Origin of the sequence: Streptomyces sp. Root1310 (assembly GCF_001426425.1) — a bacterium.
Lineage (GTDB): Bacteria > Actinomycetota > Actinomycetes > Streptomycetales > Streptomycetaceae > Streptomyces.
Window position 1 is genome coordinate 59,580 of the sequence record NZ_LMEQ01000001.1, and the last position, 18,306, is coordinate 77,885.

The window sequence follows — 18,306 nt, forward strand, 5'->3', positions numbered from 1 at the left end:
CTGAGCCGATGCGTGCCGATCGCCTCTACGCGTACGGCGCCGCCACCGGCCTCCTGGGCGACCTGCTGCTCGGCGATCCCCGCCGAGGGCATCCCGTCGCCGCGTTCGGGCGGGCCGCCGGTGCCGTCGAGCGGCTGCTGTGGCGGGACCACCGGGGGCGCGGTGCCCTGCACGCCGTCGTGTGCGCCGGTGGGGCCGTGGCGCTGGGAGCCGCCGCCGAACGGGCCGTACGCCGCTCCCCCGCCGCCACCGTCGCTCTCGTCTCCGCCGCCACCTGGGCGGTGGTCGGGGGCAGTTCGCTGGTCCGGGAGGCCCGGGCCATCGGCCGGGCGCTCGAAGCGGGGAACGTCGAGGCCGCCCGGGAGCGGCTGCCGCATCTGTGCGGGCGGGATCCGCAGGCGCTGGACGCCGACGGGATCGCCCGCGCGGTCGTGGAGTCCGTCGCCGAGAACACCTCCGACGCCGTCGTGGGGGCCCTGGTGTGGGGGGCCGTGGGCGGGGTGCCGGGCCTGGTCGGGTTCCGGGCCGTCAACACCCTGGACGCCATGGTCGGTCACCGGTCGCCGCGGTATCTGCGCTACGGCTGGGCCGCCGCCCGTCTCGACGACGTCGCCGGATGGCCGGGAGCCCGGCTGACCGCCGTGCTCGCCGCCCTCGCGGGGGACGATCCGCGGGGCGCCGTGCGGGCCTGGCGGGCCGACGCCCACCGGCATCCGAGCCCCAACGCCGGGCCGGTGGAGGCGTCGTTCGCCGGCGCCCTCGGGGTGCGGCTGGGCGGGACCCTGTCGTACGCCGGGCGGGTCGAGCACCGGCCCGTGCTGAACGGCGCGGCCGGGCGGCCCGTCGTCGCCCCGGACATCGAACGGGCCGCGCGGCTCTCCCGCCGTGTCGGTCTGCTCGCGCTCGGCGTCACCGTCGCCGCGCGCGTCGCCGCCACGAGCATCGTCGCGGGGACGCGGAGAAACCAGAGCAGCCAGAGCAACCAGCCGAAGGGGCGTACGACATGAGCGGGGGTCTCCTCGTCGCCGGCACCACCTCCGACGCCGGCAAGAGCGTCGTCACGGCAGGGATCTGCCGGTGGCTGGTGCGGCAGGGGGTGAAGGTCGCGCCGTTCAAGGCGCAGAACATGTCCCTCAACTCGTTCGTGACGACGGAGGGCGCCGAGATCGGGCGGGCCCAGGCCATGCAGGCCCAGGCCTGCCGGGTGGAGCCGACCGCGCTGATGAACCCGGTGCTGCTCAAGCCGGGCGGGGAGCAGAGCAGTCAGGTCGTGCTCCTCGGCAAGCCGGTGGGCGAGATGAGCGCCCGGGGATACCACGGGGGGCGGCAGCAGAAACTCCTCGGAACCGTTCTCGACTGCCTCGCCGAGTTGCGGGGCACGTATGACGCGGTGATCTGTGAGGGGGCGGGCAGTCCGGCCGAGATCAATCTGCGGCGGACCGACATCGTGAACATGGGGATCGCGCGAGGCGCGCGGCTGCCCGTGCTCGTCGTCGGCGACATCGACCGCGGGGGCGTCTTCGCCTCCTTCTTCGGCACCGTCGCCCTGCTCTCGCCCGAGGACCAGGAGCTGGTCGCCGGGTTCCTGGTCAACAAGTTCCGGGGGGACGTCTCCCTGCTGGAGCCGGGCCTGGACATGCTGCACGGGCTCACCGGCCGGCGGACGTACGGCGTACTGCCGTTCCGGCACGGGTTGGGGATCGACGAGGAGGACGGCCTGAGGGTGTCGCTGCGCGGGACCGTGCGGGAGTCGAACACCGCCGCGCCCGTCGGCGAGGACGTGCTGCGGGTCGCCGTCTGCGCCGTCCCGCTCATGTCCAACTTCACGGACGTGGACGCGCTGGCCGCCGAACCCGGCGTCGTCGTGCGGTTCGTCGACCGGCCCGAGGAACTGGCCGACGCCGACCTGGTGGTGATCCCGGGCACCCGGGGGACCGTGCGCGCCCTGGAGTGGCTGCGCGAGCGGGGGCTGGCCGAGGCCGTCCTGCGCAGGGCGGCCGAAGGGCGGCCCGTCCTCGGCATCTGCGGTGGCTACCAGCTCCTCGGCGAGCACATCGAGGACGAGGTCGAGAGCCGGCTCGGACAGGTGGAGGGCCTCGGCGTCCTCCCGGTCCGGGTGCGGTTCGCCCGCGAGAAGACCCTCACCCGGCCGGTGGGGGAAGCCCTCGGCGAGCGGGTCGAGGGGTACGAGATCCATCACGGGGTCGCCGACGTCCAGGGGGGCGAGGCGTTCATCTCCGACGGCCGCGGACACGGCCTGGACGGCTGCCGGGTCGGCCAGACCTGGGGCACGCACTGGCACGGCTCGCTGGAGTCGGACGGATTCCGGCGGGCCTTCCTGCGCGAGGTGGCGGCCGCCGCGGGCCGTCGCTTCGTGCCCGCCGCCGACACCTCTTTCGCCGGGCTGCGCGAGGAGCAGCTCGACCGGCTCGGCGACCTGATCGAACAGCACGCGGACACCGACGCGCTCTGGCGGCTCATCGAGTCGGGCGCGCCGCAAGGACTGCCTTTCATTCCACCGGGAGCGCCCGCATGAGCACAGTGTTGTTGTTGTCGACCGCCGACACGGATCTGCTGGCGGCCCGGGCCGCTTCCGGCGCCTCGTACCGGATCGGCAACCCGACCCGGGTGGATGTCGCCGGGGAACTCCCCGCGCTTCTCGACGGCGCCGACATCGCGGTCGTCCGGCTGCTCGGCGGCAAGCGGGCCTGGGAGGACGGCCTTGCCGCGCTCAAGGCGTCCGGCGTGCCGACCGTGCTGCTGGGCGGCGAGACCGTGCCCGACGCGGAGCTGATGGCCGAGTCGTCGGTGCCCGCCGGTGTGGTGGCGGAGGCGCTGCGGTATCTCGTCGAGGGCGGCCCGGCCAACCTGACCGAGCTGGCCCGGTTCCTCTCCGACACCGTGCTGCTGACCGGTGAGGGGTTCGTCGAGCCGCAGAAGATGCCCGAGTACGGCGTCCACGGCGAGCGTGCCTTCGTCGAGGGCCGGCCGACCATCGGGGTGCTCTTCTACCGGGCGCACGAACTGAGCGGCAACACCGCCTTCGTGGACACGCTGTGCGAGGCCGTCGAGGCACGCGGCGCCAACGCCCTGCCCGTGTACTGCGGTTCGCTGCGCGGGGCGGACCCGGGGCTGTACGAGATCCTCGGGCGGACCGACACCCTCGTCGCCACGGTGCTCGCCGCCGGCGGCGCGCACGCCTCGCAGGCCTCGGCGGGCGGGGACGAGGAGGCCTGGGACATCGGCGCGCTCGCCGAGCTCGACGTCCCCGTGCTCCAGGGGCTGTGCCTCACCTCGTCGAAGAGCGCCTGGGAGGCGTCCGACGCGGCCCTGTCCCCCATGGACGCGGCGATGCAGGTCGCCATCCCGGAGTTCGACGGGCGGATCATCACGGTCCCCTTCTCCTTCAAGGAGCAGGGCCCGGACGACGTGCCGGTGTACGTCGCCGACCCCGAGCGGGCGGGACGCGTCGCCGGGATCGCCGTACGGCACGCCCGGCTCCGGCACAAGCCGAACGGCGAGAAGAAGCTCGCGCTCGTCTTCACCGCCTACCCGACCAAGCACTCGCGGGTCGGCAACGCGGTCGGCCTGGACACGCCCGCCTCCGCCGTCCGGGTCCTGGACGCGCTGCGGGACGCCGGGTACGGGGTCCAGGGGCATCCGGACGACGGCGACGAGCTGATCCACCGGCTCATCAACGCCGGTGGCCACGACGTCGAATGGCTCACCGAGGAGCAGCTGGCCGCCGCGCCCGCCCGGGTTCCGCTGGCCGACTACCGGGCGTGGTTCGACCGGCTCGACCCCGGGCTGCGCGACGGCATGCTGGAGGCGTGGGGCGAGCCGCCGGGTTCGCTGTACGTCGACGGGGACGACATCGTGCTGGCCTCCCTGCAGTTCGGGAACGTCGTCGTGATGATCCAGCCGCCGCGCGGCTTCGGCGAGAACCCGATCGCGATCTACCACGACCCCGACATGCCGCCGTCGCACCACTACATGGCGGCCTACCGGTGGCTGGAGAACAGCTTCGGCGCCGACGCCGTCGTGCACATGGGCAAGCACGGCACGATGGAGTGGCTGCCGGGCAAGGGCCTCGGGCTGAGCGGGGGCTGCGCGCCGGACGCCGTCCTCGGGGATCTGCCGCTCGTCTACCCGTTCATCGTCAACGACCCCGGCGAGGGCACACAGGCCAAGCGGCGCGGGCACGCCACCGTCGTCGACCATCTCGTGCCGCCGATGGCACGCGCCGACACCTACGGCGACCTGGCCAAGCTGGAGCAGCTCCTCGACGAGTACGCGCTCGTCTCCGACCTGGATCCGACGAAGGCGCCGGCCGTGCGCGCGCAGATCTGGACGCTGGTGAAGGCGGCCGAGCTGCACCACGACCTGCACGTCGACGACCAGCCGGACGACGACGCGTTCGACGAGTTCGTCATGCACATCGACGGCTATCTGTGCGAGATCAAGGACGTCCAGATCAGGGACGGGCTGCACATCCTCGGCGGCGGGCCGGTCGGCGAGGCGCGGGTGAACCTCGTGCTGGCCGTGCTGCGCGCCTCGCAGGTGTGGGGCGGGCGGGCGAACGCGCTGCCGGGCCTGCGGGCCGCGCTGGCCGCTCATTTCGGGCTGGTGGAGAAGGAGCTGCTCGCCGAGCCGGGTGCGCCGGTGAAGGTGCCGGTCGAGCTGACGGATCTCGTCGAGGGCCCCGCCCGTACCGGCGCCGACGCCGTCGACCTGCTGGAGCAGTTGTGCCGGCGGATCGCGGAGGGCGCCGAGGAGCGCGGGTGGGCGGTCGCCGGGAGCCGGGACCTGGTCCGTGAGGTCCTGGGCACCGAACTCCCGGACGCCGTCGCGGTGCTGGAGTTCGCGTGCACGGAGGTCGTGCCGCGGCTGGAGCGGACCACCGACGAGATCGGGCACATCCTCAAGGCCCTGGACGGCGGCTACGTCCCGGCCGGTCCGTCGGGCTCTCCGACGCGCGGGCTGGTCAACGTCCTGCCGACCGGCCGGAACTTCTACTCGGTCGACCCCAAGGCCATTCCGTCCAGGCTGAGCTGGGAGGTCGGACAGTCGCTCGCGGACTCCCTCGTACAGCGGTACCTCCAGGACACGGGCGCGTACCCGAAGTCCGTCGGCCTCACGGTCTGGGGCACCTCCGCGATGCGCACCCAGGGCGACGACATCGCCGAGATCCTGGCGCTGCTCGGCTGCCGACCCGTGTGGGACGACGCCTCGCGCCGGGTGACGGGTTTCGAGGTCGTGCCCCTGGACGAGCTGGGCCGGCCGCGCATCGACGTCACGGTCCGCATCTCCGGGTTCTTCCGGGACGCGTTCCCGCACGTGGTGGGGCTGATCGACGACGCGGTGCGGGCGGTGGCCGAGCTGGCCGAGCCCGCCGAGTCCAACTTCGTACGCGCCCACGTCGACGAGGACGCCGCCGCGCACGGCGACCGGCGACGTGCGACGGCCCGTATCTTCGGCTCCAAGCCGGGGGCCTACGGGGCGGGACTGCTGCCGCTGATCGACGCCCGCAACTGGCGCTCGGACGCGGACCTCGCCGAGGTGTACGCCGTCTGGGGCGGATACGCCTACGGGCGCGGGCTCGAAGGGCGGGCGGCGCGCGGGGACATGGAGACGGCGTTCAAGCGGATCGCCGTCGCGGCCAAGAACGTGGACACGCGTGAGCACGACCTCGTCGACGCCGACGACTACTTCCAGTACCACGGCGGCATGGTCGCCATGGTGCGGCATCTGACGGGTGCCAACCCCGAGGCGTACGTGGGCGATTCCGCGACACCGGACCAGGTGCGGACGCGCACGCTCGGCGAGGAGACGCATCGCGTGTTCCGGGCCCGGGTCGTCAACCCGCGCTGGATGGCGGCCATGCGCCGGCACGGTTACAAGGGCGCCTTCGAGATGGCGGCGACCGTCGACTACCTCTTCGGGTACGACGCCACCGCCGGAGTCGTCGACGACTGGATGTACGAGAAACTCAGCGCCGAGTACGTCTTCGACGCGGAGAACCGGGACTTCATGAAGAAGTCCAACCCGTGGGCCCTGCGGGGCATCACCGAGCGGCTGCTGGAAGCCGCCGACCGCGGGCTGTGGGCCGAGCCGGACGCCGAGACGATCGAGCGGCTGCGCGCCACCTACCTGGAGCTGGAAGGCGACTTGGAGGGCGACGAGAAGTGAGTACTCCTTTCCCGTTCACGGCCGTCGTCGGCCAGGACGACCTGCGGCTCGCGCTGCTGCTGAACGCCGTCTCGCCGGCGGTGGGCGGGGTGCTGGTCCGTGGGGAGAAGGGCACCGCCAAGTCCACGGCCGTGCGCGCCCTCGCGGCGCTCATGCCCGCCCTGGACGTGGTCGTCGGCTGCCGGTTCTCCTGCGACCCCGACTCCCCCGACCCCGCCTGCCCGGACGGGCCGCACGAGCCGGGGGCCTTCGAGACCCGGCCGGCCCGGATGGTCGAACTGCCCGTCGGCGCCTCCGAGGACCGGCTGGTCGGCGCCCTCGACATCGAGCGGGCGCTCGCCGAGGGCGTCAAGGCCTTCGAACCGGGGCTCCTCGCGGACGCGCACCGCGGGATCCTGTACGTCGACGAGGTCAACCTTCTGCACGACCACCTGGTCGACCTGCTGCTCGACGCGGCCGCGATGGGCGCCTCGTACGTGGAGCGCGAGGGTGTCTCCGTGCGCCACGCCGCGCGGTTCCTGCTGGTCGGGACGATGAACCCCGAAGAGGGCGAGCTGCGGCCGCAGTTGCTCGACCGGTTCGGGCTGACGGTGGAGGTGGCCGCCTCGCGCGAGCCCGACCAGCGGGTGGAGGTCGTCCGGCGCAGGCTCGCCCACGACGACGATCCGGCCGCCTTCGCCGAGCGGTGGGCGGACGAGGAGAGCGCCGTACGCGGGCGGATCGTGGCCGCGCGGAAGCTGCTGCCCTCGGTGCGGCTGGGCGACGGAGCACTGCGGCAGATCGCGGCGACCTGCGCCGCCTTCGAGGTGGACGGCATGCGGGCCGACATCGTGATGGCGCGGACGGCCACCGCGCTGGCCGCCTGGGCCGGGCGCACGGACGTCCTCGCGGAGGACGTCCGGCAGGCGGCGCTGCTGGCGCTGCCGCACCGCCGTCGCCGCAACCCCTTCGACGCCCCGGGCATCGACGAGGACAAGCTCGACGAGACGCTGGAGGAGTTCGCCGGCCCGGACGACGAGGATCCCGACCCGGACCCGGACGGGCCCGGTGGCGGGGACGGCGGGGAGCCGCCGCAGTCCGACGGTGACGGTCCGCGGGGCGACGACACCGCCGCCGGTCCCGAGGCGGAGGAGACTCCGGCGAGCACGGAGAGCGGCGAGGGCGGGGAGCCGCAGCCCGCCGGTTCCGGTGCCGGGGAGCAGTCCGCCGTACGGGCCGCCGAGCCGTTCCGCACGAAGGTGCTGAGCGTGCCCGGGATCGGCGAGGGCGCCGCCGGACGGCGCTCACGGGCGCGGACCGAGCACGGGCGCACGACGGGTGCGCGGCGGCCCCGCGGGACGCTGACCAAGCTGCACCTGGCCGCCACGGTGATGGCCGCCGCCCCGCACCAGCGGGAGCGGGGTCGCTCCGGGCGCGGGCTCGTCGTGCGCCGGGACGATCTGCGGCAGGCGACCCGGGAGGGCCGGGAGGGCAACCTCGTGCTGTTCGTCGTGGACGCGTCCGGGTCGATGGCGGCCCGGCAGCGGATGAGCGCGGTGAAGGGCGCCGTGCTGTCGCTGCTGCTCGACGCCTACCAGCGGCGCGACAAGGTGGGGCTCGTCAGCTTCCGGGGGACGGCGGCGGACCTCGCGCTGCCGCCCACCTCGTCGGTGGACGCCGCCGCCGTACGGCTGGAGTCGCTGCCCACCGGCGGGCGGACGCCGCTCGCCGCCGGGCTGCTCAAGGCGCACGACGTGCTGCGGGTCGAGCGGCTGCGGGATCCGGCCCGGCGGGCGCTGGTGGTCGTGGTGACGGACGGACGGGCCACCGGCGGCCCGGAGCCGGTCGCCCTCGCCGGGCGGGCGGCCCGGTTGTTCGCCGCCGAGGGGATCGCGTCGGTGGTCGTCGACTGCGAGTCGGGGCCCGTGCGGCTGGGGCTCGCGGGGCAGCTCGCGGGCGAGCTGGGGGGTACCGCCGTGACGCTGGACGAGCTGCGGGCCGACTCCATCGCCGGGCTGGTCAGGGATGTGCAGGGGACTTCGAGGAGGGCCGCGTAATGCCTCAGGGACAGCCGAGTGTGGTGCCGGACGACGGGCTGACCACACGTCAGCGGCGCAACCGGCCGCTGGTCGTCGTGCACACGGGGGTCGGCAAGGGCAAGTCGACCGCCGCCTTCGGGCTCGCGCTGCGGGCCTGGAACCAGGGGTGGCCCATCGGGGTGTTCCAGTTCGTCAAGTCGGCGAAGTGGAAGGTCGGCGAGGAGAACGCGCTGCGCGTGCTGGGGGCGTCCGGTGAGGGCGGTTCCGTCGACTGGCACAAGATGGGCGAGGGGTGGTCCTGGGTCCAGCGGGACTCCCAGATGGACAACGAGGAGAAGGCTCGCGAGGGCTGGGAGCAGGTCAAGCGGGATCTCGCCGCCGAGACGTACAAGCTGTACGTGCTCGACGAGTTCGCGTACCCGATGCACTGGGGCTGGGTCGACACGGACGAGGTCGTCGACGTGCTGCGGCACCGGCCGGGCACCCAGCACGTCGTGATCACCGGGCGGAACGCGCCGGAGAAGCTCGTCGACGTCGCCGACCTCGTCACCGACATGTCCAAGGTCAAGCATCCGATGGACGCGGGCCAGAAGGGCCAGCGGGGTATCGAGTGGTGACGCCGTGCTGAATTCCCCGTCCCGCGTCCCCCGGCTGGTCGTCGCCGCGCCCTCCTCGGGCAGCGGCAAGACCACCGTCGCCACCGGGCTGATGGCCGCGCTCACCGCGCGGGGGCTCGCCGTGTCCCCGCACAAGGTGGGGCCGGACTACATCGACCCCGGGTACCACTCGCTCGCGACCGGGCGGACGGGGCGCAACCTCGACGCGTATCTGTGCGGGCCCGCTCTGGTGGGGCCGCTGTTCGCGCACGGTGCGCGCGGGTGTGACATCGCCGTGGTCGAAGGGGTCATGGGGATGTTCGACGGGGCCGCCGGGGAGGGTGAGCTGGCGTCCACCGCCCAGGTGGCGAAGCTGCTGCGGGCACCGGTCGTGCTCGTGGTCGACGCGTCGTCGCAGTCGCGGTCGGTGGCCGCGCTCGTGCACGGGTTCGCCTCCTGGGATCCGGAGGTGCGGATCGGGGGCGTGATCTTGAACAAGGTCGCGTCCGACCGGCACGAGGAGTTGTTGCGGGACGCGCTCGACTCGGCCGGGGTGCCGGTGCTGGGGGTGCTGCGGCGGGTGGCTCAGGTGGAGACGCCGTCCCGGCATCTGGGGTTGGTGCCGGTCGCCGAGCGGCGGGCCGCCGCGGTCGATTCCGTCGCGGCCATGGCGGCGCAGGTTTCCCAAGGGTGCGATCTGGAGGCGTTGGTCGCGCTGGCGCGTAGTGCGGGGGCGTTGTCCTGTGCGGCCTGGGACGCGGCCGAGGCGCTTGATTCCTCGCTCCCGCCGCCCCTTCCCGTCCCGACCCTGGGGGCTGCGCCCCCAGACCCCCGCTCCCGGCCTGAACGGCCTGGTCCTCAAGCGCCGGACGGGCCGAGAAAGAGCGGCCCGGGCGGCAGGGTGCGGGTCGCCGTCGCGGGTGGGGCCGCGTTCACCTTCTCCTACGCCGAGCATGCGGAGTTGCTCGCCGCCGCCGGGGCCGAGGTCGTCGTGTTCGATCCGCTGCGGGACGAAGGGCTGCCGGAAGGGACCCGCGGGCTGGTCGTCGGGGGCGGGTTTCCCGAGGTGTACGCCGCCGAGCTGTCCGGGAACGAGGCGCTGCGCAAGGAGGTCGCCGCGCTCGCGGAGTCCGGTGCGCCGGTCGCCGCGGAGTGTGCCGGGCTGCTGTACCTGTGCCGGGAGCTGGACGGGCGGCCCATGTGCGGGGTGCTTGACGCCACCGCGCGGATGAGCGGGCGGCTCACGCTCGGGTACCGGGACGCCGTGGCCGTGAGCGACAGCGTGCTGGCCGTGGCCGGGACGCGGATGCGCGGACACGAGTTCCACCGGACCGTCGTCGAGCCCGGCTCGGGGGCGGCTCCCGCCTGGGGCGTACTGGCCCCGCGGCGGGTCGAAGGTTTTGTGGAGCGCGGTGTGCACGCGAGTTATCTGCACACGCACTGGGCGTCCGAGCCCGGTGTGGCCCGTCGGTTCGTGGAGAGGTGCCGGACGTCATGAGCAGCAAGCTGGTCGGGGTCGGGGTGGGTCCCGGGGATCCGGAGCTGGTGACCGTCAAGGGCGTCAACGCGCTGCGGGCCGCCGAGGTCGTCGTCGTGCCCGTGATGGACAGCGGGGAGCGCGGGCGGGCCGAGGCCACCGTGCTGCACTACGTGCCGGCGGAGCGGATCGTCCGGGTCGTCTTCGCGCTCAACGAGCGGACCGACCGGGCGCGGCGGGAGGCCGCCTGGGACGCGGCCGGGGGGCGGGTTGCCGAGTTGCTGCGGCAGCACGGCGGCGTCGCCTTCGCGACCATCGGCGATCCCAACGTGTACTCCACCTTCACCTATCTCGCGCAGACCATCGTGGAGTCGGTGCCGGGCGTGGTGATCGAGACCGTCCCGGGGATCACCGCCATGCAGGATCTCGCGGCGCGGTCGGGTGCCGTGCTGACCGAGGGCACCGAGCCGTTGACGCTGGTGCCGGTGACGGCGGGTTCGGCCGTGCTGAAGGACGCGCTCGCCGGGCCGGGGACCGTCGTGGCCTACAAGTTCGGACGGCAGGCCGCCGAGGTCGCCGAGGCGCTGCGGGAGACCGGGCGGATCGGGGACGCCGTGTGGGGGTCGGCGCTCGGTCTCGCGGAGGAGTCCATCCGGCCCGCCGGGGAGCTGGACGGCGAGCCGCTGCCGTATCTCTCCACGCTCATCGCTCCCGCGCGGCGCGAGGGCGGCCGGGGCGGCAAGCTGTGAGTCCGTCCGCCACCTGGTCACGAGGCCAGGCCCACCACCAGCCAGATGAAGGCCGCGCCCGCGATCGTGCACAGCACGGTCGAGCGGGCGGGGTGTTCGTGGTGCGCCTCGGGGAGGATCTCGGCGGCCGCCAGGTAGAGGAGCGCACCGCCGAAGAAGCCCAGATAGGCGCCGAGCAGCTGCTCGGGGATGGTGACGAAGGACGTCGAGGCCGCGCCGACGACCGGTGCCGCCGCGTCCGCGAACAGCATGGCCAGGGCCTTGCGGCGGTCGTTCCCGTACAGGCTCGTGATCGTGTAGGTGTTGAAGCCGTCCGCGAAGTCGTGGGCGATGACCGCCAGGGCGACGGCGATGCCCATGCCGCCGCCCACCTGGAAGGCCGCGCCGATCGCCACGCCGTCCATGGCGCTGTGGCCGACCATCGCCGCGGCCGCCGTCAGGCCGACCTCGGGGGCCCGGCCGTCGTGCTCCTCGGCACCGTGCGCGGCCTGCCGTACCGCCAGCAGTCGTTCGACCAGATGGGCCAGCAGGAAGCCCGCCACGAAGAGCAGCAGCGCGGCCGGGACGCCGAAGACCTCCGTACCGGCCGCCTCCAGTGCCTCCGGCAGCAGATCGAGGCCGACGACGCCCAGCATCAGGCCGCCGGCCAGGCCCAGCACCAGGTGGCGGCGGTCGGTCACGCGCTGTGCCGTCCAGCCGCCGGCCAGCGTCATGAGGAACGCGCCGAGCGCGACGAAGACCGCCATAGGCCCTTGCTATCCGATCAACCCCCGATCGCGCACATCCGCGCCGTCCGCCGACGCCGCAAAACGTCCGTGACGCACGGACAAAGCCCGCTATGAGAGGACCCGAACCCATGGCCGATGCCCCCACCGGCAAGGTGACCTTCGTCGGTGCCGGCCCCGGCGCCGCCGACCTGCTGACGTTCCGCGCCGCGCGTGCCATCGCCGACGCCGACGTCGTGATCTGGGCCGCGAGCCTGGTCCAGGCGGAGGTTCTCGAGCACGCGCGCGAGGGCGCGGAGATCCTCGACTCGGCGACCATGTCCCTGGAGGACGTCGTCACCGTGTACGAGCGGGCCCGCCGGGAGGGGCTGAGGGTCGCCCGCATCCACTCCGGCGACCCCGCACTCTGGGGCGGTACGCAGGAGCAGCTCGACCGGTGCGAGGAGATCGGCGTCGAGACCGAGATCGTGCCCGGGGTGTCCTCCTTCTCGGCCGTCGCCGCGCTCGCCCGGCGCGAGCTGACGATCCCCGAGGTCGCCCAGTCGGTCGTCCTGACCCGGCTCGGCGGCGGCAAGACGCCGATGCCGCCCGGCGAGGAGGTGCGGGAGTTCGCGAAGCACGGCACGACCATGGCGATCTTCCTGTCGGCCGCGCGCAGCGGTCAGCTGGTGCGCGAACTGCTGGAGGGCGGCTACCCGACGGCCACCCCGGTGGTCATCGCCTACCAGGCGACCTGGCCGGAGGAGCTGGTCGTGAAGTGCACGATCGAGACGCTGGAGGAGACCGTCAAGGAGCACAAGCTCTGGAAGCACACGCTCTTCCTGGTCGGCCCGGCCCTCGACGCGCACGGCACCCGCTCGCACCTGTACCACCCCGGTCACTTCCACGGCTATCGCAAGGCCGACCCGGAGGCCCGCCGGGCGCTGCGCTCGCGGGGTGCCGGTACGTGAGCCGGCTGATCACCGTCGTCGGCACGGGGACCGGGACGGCGCCCGGCGGGGAGGTCCTCGCCGGCGCCGAGCTCGTCGTGGGCGGGCGGCGCCATCTGGACGCCGTGGCGCTGCCCGCGTCCGTCGAGCGGATCGAGCTCGGTCCGCTCGCGCCGGCCCTCGACGCCATGCAGGAGTACGTCGGGAAGGACCGCCGCGTGGTCGTGCTGGCCTCCGGCGACCCCGGCTTCTTCGGGATCGTGCGGGCGCTGGCCGAACGGTTCGGGGCGCACCGGCTGGACGTCCGGCCCGGTGTCTCCTCCGTGGCCACCGCCTTCGCTCGGCTCGGGCTGACCTGGGACGACGCCGTCGTCGTGAGCGCGCACGGGCGGGATCCGCGCACCGCCGTCAACGTCTGCCGGGCACACCCGAAGGTGGCCGTCCTGACCGGGCCGGGCGCCGGGCCCGCCGAGCTGGGCGCCGCGCTCGCGCGCAGCGCGCCCGGCCGGGTGCTCGTCGTGGCCTCCGCGCTGGGCGACCCGGCGAACGAGCGCGTGGAGCGCGTCTCCCCCGGCGAGGCCGCCGGACGCGACTGGGGTACGGCGGTGAGTGTCGTCCTGTGCCTGGACGAGACGCGCACGCTCGGTCCGGTGCGGACGGTGGCCGGGCCCGCTGTCCGGCCCGCCGGGTGGGCGCTGGACGAGGGCGGCTTCGCCCACCGCGACTCGATGATCACCAAGTTCGAGGTGCGGGCGCTGGCCCTGGCCCGGCTCGGGCCGCGCCCCGGCGACCTCGTCTGGGACGTGGGTTCCGGGTCGGGGTCCGTGGCCGTGGAGTGCGCACGGCTCGGCGCCGCCGTCAGCGCCGTCGAGAAGGCGGCGGACGGGGTGGCCCGGATCCGCGCCAACGCCGCGGCACACGGCGTCGACGTGCACGTGGTGCACGGCAGCGCGCCCGACGCGCTGGCCGGACTCGACGATCCCGACGCCGTGTTCGTCGGCGGTGGCGGGCGCGAGCTGCCCGGCATCGTCGGCGGGTGCGCGCGGCGGGCCCGGCGGACCGTGGTCGTCGCGATGGCCGCGCTGGACCGGGTCCCGGCGGTGCGCGCCGCGCTCCGCGACGCCGGGTTCGACTGCGACGGTGTGCTGCTGCACTCCTCACGGCTCGCGCCGCTGCCGGGTGATGTGACCCGGCTGGCCGCGACCAATCCCGTTTTCCTGCTGTGGGGTGTCAGAGACGCCGTCGGCGCGCACCCTGTTCACCGAGAAGGAGTAGCCCTGTGATCGGCCTCATTTCCGCCACCGCGGCGGGGGCGGCGGCACGCGACCGGCTGGCCGCCGCCTGGCCGGACCGCACGCGCGTGTACGACGGCCCGGTCGGGGACGCCGTCCGGCGGGCGTTCGCCGAGTGCGAGCAGCTCGTGTGCTTCCTGGCGACGGGGGCGGTCGTCCGCCTGGTCGCGCCCCTGCTGTCCGACAAGACGTCCGACCCGGGTGTGGTGTGCGTCGACGAGGCCGGGCGGTTCGCCGTCCCGGTGGTCGGCGGGCACGCCGGCGGAGCCAACGAACTCGCGGTGGCCGTGGGTGAGTTGCTGGGTGCGCAGCCGGTGGTGACCACGGCCACGGACGCCGTCGGCATCCCCGGTCTCGACACGCTCGGCCTGCCCGTGGAGGGCGATGTGGCCGGTGTGACGCGGGCGCTGCTGGACGGCGAGCCGGTCGCGCTCGCCGCCGAGGTGGCGTGGCCGCTGCCGCCGGTGCCGTTCGCGGAGCGGGGGTCGTACACCGTGCGGCTGACGGACCGTGCGGTCGAACCCGGGTCCGGGGAGGTGCTGCTGCGTCCGCCGTCCCTCGTCGTCGGGGTCGGCGCGTCCGGCGGCGCCCCGGCCGACGAGGTGCTCGGCCTGGTCGAGGGCGTACTGCGGGAGGCGGGGCTGTCCGCCCGCAGTCTCGCCGAGCTCGCCACCGTCGACGCCAAGGCCGACGAGCCGGGCATCGTCGAGACCGCCCGGCGGCTCGGTGTGCCCCTGGTGACGTACTCCGCCGCGGAGCTGGCGGGCGTCGGGGTGCCGAACCCGTCCGACGCGCCGCTCGCCGCCGTCGGCACGCCGTCGGTGGCGGAGGCGGCGGCGCTGATCGGCGGGGGTGAACTCCTCGTCCCCAAGCGGAAGTCGGAGCGGGCGGACGGGCGGCCCGCGATGGCCACCTGTGCCGTCGTACGGCGCCCCGCGCGCGGGCGGCTCGCGGTCGTCGGGCTCGGGCCGGGCGCCCGGGACCTGCTCACGCCGCGGGCGAAGGCGGAGCTGGAGCGGGCCTCGGTGCTCGTCGGCCTGGACCAGTACGTCGACCAGATCCGCGACCTGCTGCGGCCCGGCACCCGGATCCTGGAGTCGGGGCTCGGCGCCGAGGAGGAGCGGGCCCGGACGGCCGTCGAGGAGGCCCGGCGCGGGCAAGCCGTCGCGCTGATCGGCAGCGGGGACGCGGGCGTGTACGCCATGGCCTCCCCCGCGCTCGCCGAGGCGTCCGACGACATCGACGTGGTCGGGGTGCCGGGGGTGACCGCCGCGCTCGCGGCCGGCGCGATCCTCGGCGCGCCGCTCGGCCACGACCATGTGTCGATCAGCCTGTCCGATCTGCACACGCCGTGGGAGGTCATCGAGCGACGGGTGCGGGCGGCGGCCGAGGCGGACATCGTCGTCACCTTCTACAACCCCCGTTCCCGGGGCCGCGACTGGCAGCTCCCCAAGGCGCTGTCGATCCTCGCCGAGCACCGGGAGCCGACGACGCCGGTGGGCGTGGTGCGCAACGCCTCGCGCCCGGACGGCACCGCGCGGCTGACGACGCTCGCCGGACTCGACCCGGCCTGGGTCGACATGATGACGGTCGTGACCGTGGGGAACACGGCGACCCGGAACATCGCGGGGCGCATGGTGACGCCCCGCGGCTACCGCTGGCAGGAGAACTCCCCGGAAGGCTCCCGGGACGACTCCCTGGAGGGCGCCCTGTGAACCGTGTGGTCCATCCGATCGAGCAGGAGTCCTTCCGGCGGCTGCGTGCCCGCCTGGACACCTCGCACTTCGCGCCGCTGAGCCGGGCGGTGGTGGAGCGGGTCGTCCACTCCGCCGCCGATCTGGAGTACGCACACGATCTCGTGCTGGACGAGGGCGAGTTGGCCAAGGCGCACGCCGCGCTGCACGCCGGGGCGCCCGTCGTCGTCGACGTGGAGATGGTGGCCGCGGGGATCACCCGGCGGGAGACCGTCTGCCGTCTCCGGGACGCCACGTCCGGACCCGGGCTGACCCGGTCCGCCCACGCGATCCGGCTGGCGTACGAGGAGGTCGGGCCCGGCGCCCTCTGGGTGATCGGCTGCGCGCCGACCGCCCTGGAGGAGCTGCTGACGCTGGACGCCTCCCCCGCGCTGGTCATCGGCCTGCCCGTCGGCTTCGTCGGGGCGGCCGAGTCGAAGGCCGCGCTCCGCGAGAGCGGCCTGCCCGCCGTCAGCAACGTGTCCGAGAAGGGCGGGTCGGCGGTCGCCGCCGCCGCCCTCAACGCCCTGCTGTACACCCCCCTTTCGTCCCCCGCTTCGCCCTCCGAGGAGAAACAGTGACCACCCCGCCGCCCGCCCTGCTCATCGCCGGCCATGGCACCCGGGACGAGGCCGGAGCCGAGGCGTTCCGTGACTTCGTACGGGAGTTGGGCCGCCGCCACCCCGAACTGCCCGTCGCGGGCGGTTTCATCGAGCTGTCCCCGCCGCCGCTGGGCGAGGCGGTGACGGAGCTGGTGGAACGTGGCGTACGGCGGTTCGCCGCCGTCCCGCTGATGCTGGTGTCCGCCGGGCACGCCAAGGGTGACATCCCCGCGGCGCTGTCCCGCGAGAAGGAGCGGCACCCGGGGATCTCCTACACGTACGGGCGTCCGCTGGGCCCGCACCCGGCGCTGCTGAACGTGCTGGAGCGGCGGCTGGACGAGGCGCTGGGCACCGCGGGGCGCACCCCCGAGGACCTGGCCGACGTGACCGTGCTGCTGGTGGGGCGCGGTTCGACGGACCCGGACGCCAACGCCGAGGTGTACAAGGCGGCGCGGCTGCTGTGGGAGGGACGCGGGTACGCGGGTGTGGAGACCGCGTTCGTGTCGCTGGCCGCGCCCGACGTGCCGAGCGGGCTCGACCGCTGTGTGCGGCTGGGGGCGAAGCGGATCGTCGTGCTCCCGTACTTCCTGTTCACCGGGATCCTCCCCGAGCGGGTCCGGCACCAGACCGAGGGCTGGGCGGCCGCGCATCCGGAGGTCGAGGTGCGGTCGGCGGACGTCATCGGTCCCGAGCCGGAGCTGCTGGACCTGGTGATGGAGCGGTACGAGGAGGCCGTCAAGGGCGACCTTCGGATGAACTGCGACTCGTGCGTGTACCGGATCGCGCTGCCGGGCTTCGAGGACAAGGTGGGCACGCCGCAGCAGCCGCACTTCCACCCGGACGACGAGGGCCACCACCACGACGGCCACCACCATCACGGCCACACGCACTCCCATGCGCACTGAGGGACCGGCCGAGGGACCGGCCGAGGGTCGCTCCGGCGGCCACGACCTGCGCCACCACGGGGACGCCGAGGTGCGCGACGACGGCTCGGCGCTGGTCGACCTCGCGGTGAACGTCCGCGCGGACACCCCTCCGCGCTGGTTGCGGGAGCGGGTCGCCGCGTCCCTGGGCGGCCTGGCGGCCTACCCGGACGGGCGGGCCGCGCGGGCGGCGGTCGCGGCGCGGCACGGGCTGCCCGTGGAGCGGGTGCTGCTGACGGCGGGCGCGGCGGAGGCCTTCGTGCTGCTGGCACGGGCCCTGAAGGTGCGGCGGCCCGTCGTCGTGCACCCGCAGTTCACGGAGCCGGAGGCGGCGCTGCGGGACGCGGGGCACAGCGTGGACCGGGTGGTGCTGCGCGCCGAGGACGGCTTCCGGCTGGACCCGGCGGCCGTCCCCGAGACGGCCGACCTGGTGGTCGTCGGCAATCCGACGAACCCCACGTCGGTGCTGCACCCGGCGGAGACGATCCGGCGGCTGGCCCGGCCCGGCCGGACGCTGGTGGTCGACGAGGCGTTCATGGACGCGGTGCCGGGCGAGCGGGAGGCCCTCGCCGGACACACCGACGTGCCCGGCCTGGTGGTGCTGCGCAGCCTGACCAAGACCTGGGGGCTGGCCGGGCTGCGGATCGGCTACGTGCTCGCCGCGCCGGAGACGATCGCCGATCTGGAGCGGGCCCAGCCGCTGTGGCCGGTGTCCACGCCGGCACTGGTGGCGGCCGAGGCGTGCATGGGGGCGCAGGCACTGGCGGAGGCCGCCCACGCCGCCCATCGCGTGGCAGCGGACCGGGCGCATCTCGTGGCCGGCCTCGAGGAGTTCGCCGCCGAGGGGGTGCGGGTCGTCGGGCCGGCGGAGGGGCCGTTCGTCCTGGTGCGGCTGCCCGGGGCCGACGCCGTCCGCCGGCGGCTGCGCACCCTGGGGTTCGCGGTCCGGCGCGGGGACACCTTCCCGGGGCTGGACGAGGAGTGGCTGCGGCTGGCGGTACGGAACCGGGCGACGGTGAACCGTTTCCTCCAGGCGCTGGACCAGGCTCTGGCCCTGACCCGGGGATGACGGC

14 protein-coding genes are annotated in these 18,306 nt (G+C 74.5%); 13 read left to right on the forward strand and 1 reads right to left on the reverse strand.

The window, feature by feature from the left end; genetic code table 11:
• Positions 1 to 8 precede the first annotated feature (8 nt).
• From ASD48_RS00305 to cobI, 7 genes are read left to right on the forward strand one after another with little or no spacing between them, the layout of a single operon-like run.
• Positions 9 to 1,007 (forward strand): cobalamin biosynthesis protein, encoded by a 999-nt coding sequence (locus ASD48_RS00305; protein ID WP_057599284.1) that lies wholly within the window; start codon positions 9 to 11, stop codon positions 1,005 to 1,007.
• Positions 1,004 to 2,536 carry a cobyric acid synthase gene (locus tag ASD48_RS00310; protein WP_057599285.1) on the forward strand — a complete coding sequence of 511 codons (1,533 nt, stop codon included), beginning with the start codon at positions 1,004 to 1,006 and terminating at the stop codon, positions 2,534 to 2,536. Before ASD48_RS00305 ends, ASD48_RS00310 begins: the two co-directional genes overlap by 4 nt.
• Positions 2,533 to 6,189, forward strand: coding sequence for a cobaltochelatase subunit CobN (gene cobN / locus ASD48_RS00315; RefSeq protein ID WP_057599286.1), 3,657 nt, complete (start codon positions 2,533 to 2,535; stop codon positions 6,187 to 6,189). The genes ASD48_RS00310 and cobN overlap by 4 nt, the downstream gene beginning before the upstream one ends.
• Positions 6,186 to 8,225, forward strand: coding sequence for a putative cobaltochelatase (locus tag ASD48_RS00320; protein ID WP_057599287.1), 2,040 nt, complete (start codon positions 6,186 to 6,188; stop codon positions 8,223 to 8,225). Before cobN ends, ASD48_RS00320 begins: the two co-directional genes overlap by 4 nt.
• Entirely contained in the window at positions 8,225 to 8,824 is a 600-nt protein-coding gene (cobO, locus tag ASD48_RS00325) for a cob(I)yrinic acid a,c-diamide adenosyltransferase (protein WP_057599288.1), read from the forward strand. Before ASD48_RS00320 ends, cobO begins: the two co-directional genes overlap by 1 nt.
• 4 nt (positions 8,825 to 8,828) lie before the next feature.
• Complete coding sequence (locus tag ASD48_RS00330; RefSeq protein WP_107104195.1) at positions 8,829 to 10,301, forward strand: cobyrinate a,c-diamide synthase; 1,473 nt, start codon at positions 8,829 to 8,831, stop codon at positions 10,299 to 10,301.
• On the forward strand, positions 10,298 to 11,029 hold the full coding sequence (gene cobI / locus ASD48_RS00335) for a precorrin-2 C(20)-methyltransferase (protein ID WP_107104254.1): 732 nt from the start codon (positions 10,298 to 10,300) through the stop codon (positions 11,027 to 11,029). Before ASD48_RS00330 ends, cobI begins: the two co-directional genes overlap by 4 nt.
• A 17-nt stretch (positions 11,030 to 11,046) precedes the next feature.
• Here the strand turns inward: cobI and ASD48_RS00340 are convergent, their stop codons facing one another.
• Positions 11,047 to 11,775 carry a ZIP family metal transporter gene (locus ASD48_RS00340; RefSeq protein WP_020130448.1) on the reverse strand — a complete coding sequence of 243 codons (729 nt, stop codon included), beginning with the start codon at positions 11,773 to 11,775 and terminating at the stop codon, positions 11,047 to 11,049.
• A gap of 110 nt (positions 11,776 to 11,885) precedes the next feature.
• On the opposite strand from ASD48_RS00340, the gene cobM reads away from it, so the two are divergent.
• Genes cobM through cobC form a run of 6 tightly spaced genes read left to right on the forward strand, consistent with a single transcriptional unit; the run spans position 11,886 to position 18,302 of the window.
• Positions 11,886 to 12,704, forward strand: a complete 819-nt coding sequence (gene cobM / locus ASD48_RS00345) for a precorrin-4 C(11)-methyltransferase (protein WP_057599291.1) — start codon at positions 11,886 to 11,888, stop codon at positions 12,702 to 12,704.
• Positions 12,705 to 12,709: 5 nt separating this feature from the next.
• Positions 12,710 to 13,966 (forward strand): bifunctional cobalt-precorrin-7 (C(5))-methyltransferase/cobalt-precorrin-6B (C(15))-methyltransferase, encoded by a 1,257-nt coding sequence (locus ASD48_RS00350; RefSeq protein ID WP_057600925.1) that lies wholly within the window; start codon positions 12,710 to 12,712, stop codon positions 13,964 to 13,966.
• Positions 13,963 to 15,690 carry a precorrin-3B C(17)-methyltransferase gene (gene cobJ, locus ASD48_RS00355; RefSeq protein ID WP_057599292.1) on the forward strand — a complete coding sequence of 576 codons (1,728 nt, stop codon included), beginning with the start codon at positions 13,963 to 13,965 and terminating at the stop codon, positions 15,688 to 15,690. The genes ASD48_RS00350 and cobJ overlap by 4 nt, the downstream gene beginning before the upstream one ends.
• Positions 15,687 to 16,289: a precorrin-8X methylmutase gene (locus ASD48_RS00360; RefSeq protein WP_057599293.1), complete on the forward strand. Its 603-nt coding sequence runs from the start codon at positions 15,687 to 15,689 to the stop codon at positions 16,287 to 16,289. Before cobJ ends, ASD48_RS00360 begins: the two co-directional genes overlap by 4 nt.
• Entirely contained in the window at positions 16,286 to 17,215 is a 930-nt protein-coding gene (locus ASD48_RS00365) for a sirohydrochlorin chelatase (protein ID WP_057599294.1), read from the forward strand. The genes ASD48_RS00360 and ASD48_RS00365 overlap by 4 nt, the downstream gene beginning before the upstream one ends.
• Positions 17,205 to 18,302, forward strand: coding sequence for an Rv2231c family pyridoxal phosphate-dependent protein CobC (cobC, locus tag ASD48_RS00370; protein ID WP_057599295.1), 1,098 nt, complete (start codon positions 17,205 to 17,207; stop codon positions 18,300 to 18,302). The genes ASD48_RS00365 and cobC overlap by 11 nt, the downstream gene beginning before the upstream one ends.
• Positions 18,303 to 18,306: the final 4 nt, after the last annotated feature.

Coding starts and splice junctions, on each gene's coding strand:
- ASD48_RS00305 (WP_057599284.1), top strand. CDS start 9: ATGCGTGCCGATCGCCTCTACGCGTACGGCGCCGCCACCGGCCTCCTG.
- ASD48_RS00310 (WP_057599285.1), top strand. CDS start 1,004: ATGAGCGGGGGTCTCCTCGTCGCCGGCACCACCTCCGACGCCGGCAAG.
- cobN (WP_057599286.1), top strand. CDS start 2,533: ATGAGCACAGTGTTGTTGTTGTCGACCGCCGACACGGATCTGCTGGCG.
- cobO (WP_057599288.1), top strand. CDS start 8,225: ATGCCTCAGGGACAGCCGAGTGTGGTGCCGGACGACGGGCTGACCACA.
- cobI (WP_107104254.1), top strand. CDS start 10,298: ATGAGCAGCAAGCTGGTCGGGGTCGGGGTGGGTCCCGGGGATCCGGAG.
- ASD48_RS00340 (WP_020130448.1), bottom strand. CDS start 11,775: ATGGCGGTCTTCGTCGCGCTCGGCGCGTTCCTCATGACGCTGGCCGGC.
- cobM (WP_057599291.1), top strand. CDS start 11,886: ATGGCCGATGCCCCCACCGGCAAGGTGACCTTCGTCGGTGCCGGCCCC.
- cobC (WP_057599295.1), top strand. CDS start 17,205: ATGCGCACTGAGGGACCGGCCGAGGGACCGGCCGAGGGTCGCTCCGGC.